Genomic DNA, 5261 nt, shown 5'->3' on the forward strand with positions numbered 1-5261 from the left:
CGGTGATCCCGGCGCTGGCACCGAATCCGTGGCAGGCCAGCCGGCCGTCGGCACCGGCGCTGACGGCGGTAGCGACTCGGCCGCTGGATCGGGGTCGAAAGGCTTTGAGGTGTATGGGGATTCGGCCTACGCCAACGGGGCCACCCTGGATGAGTAGACCGCGCAGGGTCATGACATGCGCACCAAAGTGCCCCCGGTACGCAACGCCAATGGTTATTCCAAAGACCGCTTCAGCATTGACCTGGCCGCCGCTACCGTTACCTGCCCTGCGCAGCACACCGTGGCGATCCGCGCCGGCCTGCGCTACCGGGTCGCCCGCTTCGGTGTGCTGTGCGAGTCCTGCCCACTGCGCGCCGAGTGCACCAAATCCCGCCGCGGACGAGTGATCAGCATCCACCCCCAGGGAGCCGCCCTACAACACGCCAAAGCCCGCCAACAAGATCCCGACTGGCAACAGGACTACCGGGCCAACCGGCCCATCGTGGAACGCAAAATCAGCCACTTCACCCGGCGCCCCTGGGGCGGTCGAAAAGCCCGATGTCGCGGTAAAAAACGCATCCTGACCGACGTCCTGACCCGAGCCGGCGCCCTCAACCTCGCCCGCCTGGCCACCCTGGGCCTGCACCACGGACCAGGTGGCTGGGCCATCGCCTGACTCGAACCCCGCCCCCGGGCCCAGGGGCCATTTTCAAATGCCATCGGGGGTCGAAACTTGGGTGCCGCCGAAAAATAACCCACCAAAGGGCCCTACATCAGCGCCGTCCTAGTCGATCTCGCCGGTGAGGTCGAACTCGGCCAGCGTGCGCGCAGCAACCTCACGCAGAGCGGGCTTTGTGTTCTCGGCGCCCGGTTGATACGCGTTGACGGTGACGTAGATCTTGGCACCTCCAGTGCGCCAAGACTGGAGAGTCATTTGGCCGCCTGCTCGTTCGAGCCACTGACGCGTTAGGTGTTGGCCAGTCGCTCGTGTCATCGCGAGTTGGCTCTCGGTGCCGTCGACGCGGCACACGACCGGGTGGAACTCGCCGAGGTTAGAACAAAGCACGGGGGCATCAGGGTTGGTGAACCCCGCATCAACCATCCGTTTCAACGCCCGCCGCGGCGTGAACGGGATCAGCGCGCGCAACTGTAACGATTCGTCTGGTGTCTCTCGCACCGTTCTCAGCGCCTGCTTGACGGCGGTGCGGACGTCACGCAGGTCGGTCGTAACCCGAGTTGGGTCGACGGTCACAGCCGCGATCGACATCGCGTTTGCCCGGGTATCGACCTCGGCGCGCTCGTTCACTGGTAGGTGCAGGGTGACTGCGCCGTCGCTGGCACGTCGGCGACCCATATGCTCAGCGAGTTTCGCGGCGAATCCTGCCACCAGCGTATTGCCGGTTGCGCCGAGAGCCTTCGCACGGGCATCCCACTCGTCCAAATCGACGTGGATCGCGACCGCCGGTACGACGACAGCGACATCACCGTCGGCACCCGGAGCGACGCGTCGCGGCGCCGGTGATGGGGCGATATCAGGCCGCGCACGGACCTGTTTTCGGGCCAGTCGCACCGCCGCGGCCAGCGCCCGGCCGACCTCAGGTGCGTCCTGTGCTGCTTCGCGGGCATCCTGTACCACCGCACGCCGTCGAGTACGTGAACGTGGCGGTTGGTAGCCAAAATCGTGGGTGTTGCCCAGGACCGCATCAGCGACGGTGCGGGCGAGTCCGAGGCCGTCCACCAAGTAGTGGGAATGCACCAGGCTGACCGCGGTCGAGCCATCCGCAAGTGGAAGAACACCCAAATGCCAGCCGGGCCCCTCTTCCGCATCAATGGGCACTTGCGAGCGTTCATCAGCCCAGTCGGTCAGTTCAGCGCGAGGACGGGGGCACTCGGCGATATCGATGTTCGACGTCCCCCGGTCAACGATCCACCGATGCCGGCCGAAGCTCAGCGGCGAAAGCTCGATACGCCGTCCCAGCAACCCGTAACCGAGGTTGTGGCTAAACCGCTTCAGCCCGTCGATATCGACCGGGTGCTGATAAAGCCAGACGCATTGGATCACCAAATTCAGGCCGGCGGCGCGATGCCCCGCAAACAAACCTTGATCCACCAACGCGAGCCGATTATCCAGTTGCGCATCACCATTGGCTGCGCGGCTGCGAAAGGGTGTGTGCGCGCGACGTGTCCGGACTGGCCCTCGGCTCATGGTCATGGCCGCAGAATAGACGGTGACCCGCCGTTATCGCCGCGAATTGCTATATGAATGCATAATCGCACCGGGGACGCAGTCCGCGAGTCAGCGTGCGACCCGCGCGTTCAACACCGTCATCGACCTGCCGTGGTTCCAACTTTATGTCCGTGGGGCTAACCGAACCACCAGCTGCCAGAACAACTTCCACGACACACAGCTCAGTGAGGCAGCGGGCGTGACACTGCACTGCGATTGCGCGTGACGGGTCACCGTCTATCCTGTCGCAATGATCATCAGCCGACGCGCCACCGCGACGGGTGCCGCGCGCGCAGCACTGGGTGCGGAGTTGTGCTCGTGACCCCTGCCGACCAGAGCCGGACGGCGGCCCGCCCGCTCATTTTGTTCGTGCTGGGTGTGAACAGGTCCGGAACATCGGCGCTAGCGCGGGTTCTGTCGCTGTGCGGTGGTACGCTCCCGCCCGGGCTGGTGGGCGCCATGCAGGACAATCCGCTTGGCCATTGGGAGCCGCGCGAAGCCAACTACCTCAACGAAACAATCCTGCAGCGCCACCACAGCACCATGTTTGATCCGACACTGCGCCTGCAGGAGGAAGGTGCGTTCGACGCCGACGAGAAGGCCGCCTGGATCAATCAGATCAGGGCATATCTCACCACGCTGCCTGCAGCGCCGCGCGTGGTTGTTATCAAGGATCCGAGGATTACGGCGCTGTCCGACTTGTGGTTCGGGGCGGCGCGGTTGGCCGGGTTCGACGTCGTGGCCGCGATCACGGTGCGCCACCCGCAGGAGGTCGTCGCGTCGGTTGCCAAGCGAAGTCCAGCCTCGCCGGAGCTCTCGGGTGCTTTGTGGTTGAAATACAACCTCCTCGCCGAGAGACAGACCCGCGCAGTGCCGCGGGTGTTCGTGGAGTACACCAACCTCCTGGACGACTGGCGCAAGGAAATGAAGCGGATTTCCGCAGCGCTAGGGATCGATCTCAGCACCCGGGATGAGGGCGCAATCGGGGAGTTTCTCAAAACTGATCTTCGGCGCCAGCGATTTGTCGGCCCGGTGGCAGAGCTTTTCGGCTCAGACTGGATTTCCACGGTCTACGAGGCGCTGTGCGCGCTTGCGCGGGATGAGCCCTGGGATCAGTCTGTGCTGGATCGCGTTTTCGGGGCGTATCGCGCGAGCGAACATGATTTCCGAACGGTATTTGAGGATTTCCGCCGCTTTCGCAAGGTTAACCGGCTATACCCCCCGTTCATGCTGAGGCTGAACTACAAGGTCCTCGAGATGGCTAACCGGCGCAGCGGGACTTGGGCCTAAGCTGGGCCGGCAACAATTGTCCCTAGTGGGTTCCGCGAAAACCGTTGACATAGAAGGGATGTGGTGCCGATATGGCACAAGCGATCGAGACCACTGGGATGCCATGAAAATCGAAGAGCCGACGCTGCGAGACCTGTGTGCGAATTCGGCGTCGCGATTTCAGCTGTGGATCGAGTTCCTGCAGGCCACACGGGTCCAGTCGATGGCCGAGATCGGTGTCTATCGGGGCCACTTCGCGGCGCGGATACTTGCTGACTGCAGTTCGATCCAGAGGTACTACATGGTTGATCCGTGGCGGCACCTGGACGGCTGGAACAAGCCGGCGAACACTGACGATGCCCGCTTCGCCGGCTACCTGGCGGAGAGCAAGGCCAATACCGAGTTCGCGGGCGACAAGCGCATCATCCTGCGCGGGACGACGATCGAGGTCCTCGACCAGATCCCGGACGGCAGCCTCGACTTCGTCTACGTCGATGGCGACCACACACTGCGCGGTATTTCTATCGATCTCATCAACGTCTATCCCAAGGTCCGCGCCGGCGGTTGGATCGGCGGAGATGACTTCACGCACACGGTTTTCCAGCACGGGGCCCGATTCGAACCGACCCTGGTCTTTCCATTTGCCATCTACTTCGCCGAGGCGGTGGGCGCGCGCATCTTCGGCCTGCCTCACCTGCAATTCCTCATTTGCAAGCCAACCGAAACGGCCGCCGGCTTCGAGTTCGTCGACCTCACCGAAAGCTACCCGGACACAGCTCTGCAGGGTCAGTTCCGGCTCCAGCGCATCGTCGGCGGCACGGTCACGGACTCGTTCTCGCGCAGGATTTTGGCCGAACGGATGCCGAAAAAAGTGCGGGATTTGATCAAGAAGACCCAGTCGCGATAGCGGGCTCAGATGAGGCCTAGGCCCCTGGCCACCGTCGAGAGCCCAACCAGTGCCAAGGTGGCTGCCACGACATGCGCACGGTGAGCCAGCGCCCATTCGTGCAGCGGTCGCAGGACCGCTTCGGTTTTCTCCGGCGTGAGCAGATAGCTGACGATGGTGATCTCAAAAACTGCAAGCATCACGAAGACGAACGCGATAGCGGCGATGACCTGCGTGCCGATCGGGGCTCCCGACGCCGCGATGGTGGTGTCTGCGAGCAAAACCCAGGCGGGCCCCGGCAAGAATGTCATACCGGCCACCAGCGCGACCCACAATGATCCGTTTTCCCACGCGTTGTTCAAGCGGTCAACCAGCCGCCGCATTGCAGATCCGCGCTCCGTCGACTCCTCTTGGTCACCACCCCGCGACAGCGAGATTGCGCCCGGTGTACCGGAGTCCTGCACCAGAGTCGAGGAGTTGTCGACCGCTGCGGGCACTTTTCCCCGCTGACGCGCCCGGGAGCGCACGACGATCAGACCGGAGATCGATACTGCGAGTGCACCCACGCCGATTTGAATGTGCCGGGTGGTGGAGTTCGGGCTCGCGGTGGCCAGATTATGTGCAGTAGCTCTGAACACTGGCATGACGTGCAGCATCAGCAGCGGAACCAGCACGGAGGGAACATTTGTTATCAGGCAACCGACCCAGCAGACGGCCAGGTTTTGCATCGGCCGCGGTCGGGAGATCACGAGAAGGATGACGGCGAGAAGCACCGGGTTGATAGCCAGCAGACACGCCAGTCCAAGCAGTGAGCCCCACACAGCCCGAGACACTACCTTGCCAAGACTGCGCCGGACGGCGGTTTGCGCATGGGCCGATCAGGCTCGGCTTTTGTTGGTT

General features: G+C 63.4%; 4 protein-coding genes and 1 pseudogene. 3 read left to right on the forward strand and 2 right to left on the reverse strand.

Annotated features, from left to right (window positions below):
• Positions 1-655, forward strand: a pseudogene (locus VML93_RS17935) (transposase); the annotation flags it as partial.
• 108 nt (positions 656-763) lie between these two features.
• Here the strand turns inward: VML93_RS17935 and VML93_RS17940 are convergent.
• Positions 764-2185 (reverse strand): hypothetical protein, encoded by a 1422-nt coding sequence (locus tag VML93_RS17940; RefSeq protein ID WP_325612698.1) that lies wholly within the window; start codon positions 2183-2185, stop codon positions 764-766.
• A 339-nt stretch (positions 2186-2524) separates the two neighbouring features.
• On the opposite strand from VML93_RS17940, the gene VML93_RS17945 reads away from it, so the two are divergent.
• Positions 2525-3496: a sulfotransferase family protein gene (locus tag VML93_RS17945; RefSeq protein WP_325612692.1), complete on the forward strand. Its 972-nt coding sequence runs from the start codon at positions 2525-2527 to the stop codon at positions 3494-3496.
• 202 nt (positions 3497-3698) lie between these two features.
• On the forward strand, positions 3699-4382 hold the full coding sequence (locus tag VML93_RS17950; protein WP_325612694.1) for a class I SAM-dependent methyltransferase: 684 nt from the start codon (positions 3699-3701) through the stop codon (positions 4380-4382).
• Positions 4383-4387: 5 nt separating this feature from the next.
• Here VML93_RS17950 and VML93_RS17955 read toward each other — a convergent pair whose 3' ends face one another.
• Positions 4388-5194 (reverse strand): GAP family protein, encoded by an 807-nt coding sequence (locus tag VML93_RS17955; protein ID WP_325612696.1) that lies wholly within the window; start codon positions 5192-5194, stop codon positions 4388-4390.
• Between the last annotated feature and the right edge of the window lie 67 nt (positions 5195-5261).

The organism is Mycobacterium sp. (genome assembly GCF_035499775.1).
In the GTDB taxonomy this organism is placed as follows: domain Bacteria; phylum Actinomycetota; class Actinomycetes; order Mycobacteriales; family Mycobacteriaceae; genus Mycobacterium.

Coding starts and splice junctions, on each gene's coding strand:
- VML93_RS17940 (WP_325612698.1), bottom strand. CDS start 2,185: ATGAGCCGAGGGCCAGTCCGGACACGTCGCGCGCACACACCCTTTCGC.
- VML93_RS17950 (WP_325612694.1), top strand. CDS start 3,699: ATGGCCGAGATCGGTGTCTATCGGGGCCACTTCGCGGCGCGGATACTT.